Source organism: Pseudomonas sp. NY15437, from assembly GCF_048068435.1.
Taxonomy (GTDB): domain Bacteria; phylum Pseudomonadota; class Gammaproteobacteria; order Pseudomonadales; family Pseudomonadaceae; genus Pseudomonas; species Pseudomonas nitroreducens_B.
Genome location: NZ_JBLUQC010000038.1, coordinates 1 through 1,341, shown reverse-complemented (window position 1 = coordinate 1,341; position 1,341 = coordinate 1). Strand labels below are relative to the sequence as shown.

At 67.9% G+C, this 1,341-nt stretch carries 2 protein-coding genes and 1 pseudogene; all 3 read left to right on the top strand.

The genetic code is table 11. The features are described from left to right. Positions 1–105 (top strand): annotated as a pseudogene (locus ACNFIA_RS31915) (pyrroloquinoline quinone biosynthesis protein C); the annotation flags it as partial. Beyond that, on the top strand, positions 105–383 hold the full coding sequence (pqqD, locus tag ACNFIA_RS31910; RefSeq protein WP_259754690.1) for a pyrroloquinoline quinone biosynthesis peptide chaperone PqqD: 279 nt from the start codon (positions 105–107) through the stop codon (positions 381–383). The pseudogene ACNFIA_RS31915 and the gene pqqD, both read left to right, overlap by 1 nt. Beyond that, positions 355–1,341, top strand: a 987-nt coding sequence (pqqE, locus tag ACNFIA_RS31905; protein WP_416790992.1) for a pyrroloquinoline quinone biosynthesis protein PqqE, incomplete at its 3' end; no start/stop codon positions are given. The genes pqqD and pqqE, both read left to right, overlap by 29 nt.

Here is a 1,341-nt window from a genome sequence, read left to right as displayed (position 1 = left end):
GTGCTCTGGAGCATGCTCGACGCGATGAGCATGGCCTATGAACTGAAGCGCCCGCCGTACCACACGGTGACGAGCGAGCGCGTGTGGCACAGGGGGTTGCTGTGATGAGTCTGCCTTCGCTGGACAGCGTGCCGGCACTGCGCCGGGGGTTCCGCCTGCAATTCGAACCGGCCCAGGGCTGCCACGTGCTGCTGTACCCGGAAGGGATGGTGAAGCTCAACGAGAGCGCCGGGGCGATCCTCGGCCGCGTCGACGGGCAGGCTGACGTCGCCGGCATCATCGACGGCCTGCGCGCCGAGTTCCCCGGCGTGCCGGGCATCGACGAAGACATCCTGGCATTCCTCGAGGTGGCCCATGCGCAATTCTGGATCGAGCTGCGCTGAGGCGCCGGTGGGCCCGCCGCTCTGGCTGCTGGCCGAGCTGACCTACCGCTGCCCGCTGCAGTGCCCGTACTGTTCCAACCCGCTGGATTTCGCCAAGGGCGGCGAGGAGCTGAGCACCGCCCAGTGGATCGAGGTGTTCCGCCAGGCCCGCGAGATGGGCGCGGCGCAGCTGGGCTTCTCCGGTGGCGAGCCGCTGGTGCGCCAGGACCTCGCCGAGCTGATCGCCGCGGCGCGCGGGCTGGGCTTCTACACCAACCTGATCACCTCCGGCATCGGGCTCAACGAGACGCGCCTGAAGGAGTTCGCCGACGCCGGCCTCGACCATATCCAGATCAGCTTCCAGGCCGCCGACGAGGAGGTGAACAACCTGCTCGCCGGCTCGCGCAAGGCCTTCGCCCAGAAGCTCGCCATGGCCCGTGCGGTGAAGGCCCACGGCTACCCGATGGTGCTGAACTTCGTCACCCACCGGCACAACATCGACAGCATCGACCGCATCATCGAACTGTGCATCGAACTGGAAGCCGACTTCGTCGAGCTCGCCACCTGCCAGTTCTACGGCTGGGCGGAGCTGAACCGCGCCGGCCTGTTGCCGACCCGCGAGCAGTTGCAGCGCGCCGAGCGCATCACCGCGCAGTATCGCGAGCGCCTGGCGGCCGAAGGCAACCCGTGCAAGCTGATCTTCGTGGTGCCCGACTACTACGAGGAACGCCCCAAGGCCTGTATGGGCGGCTGGGGCAGCGTGTTCCTCGACGTCACCCCGGACGGCACTGCACTGCCATGCCACAGCGCGCGGCAACTGCCGGTGAAGTTCCCCAACGTGCGCGAGCACAGCCTGCGGCACATCTGGTACGAATCCTTCGGCTTCAACCGCTTCCGCGGCGACGCCTGGATGCCCGAACCGTGCCGCTCCTGCGATGAGAAGGAGCGCGACTTCGGCGGTTGCCGTTGCCAGGCCTTC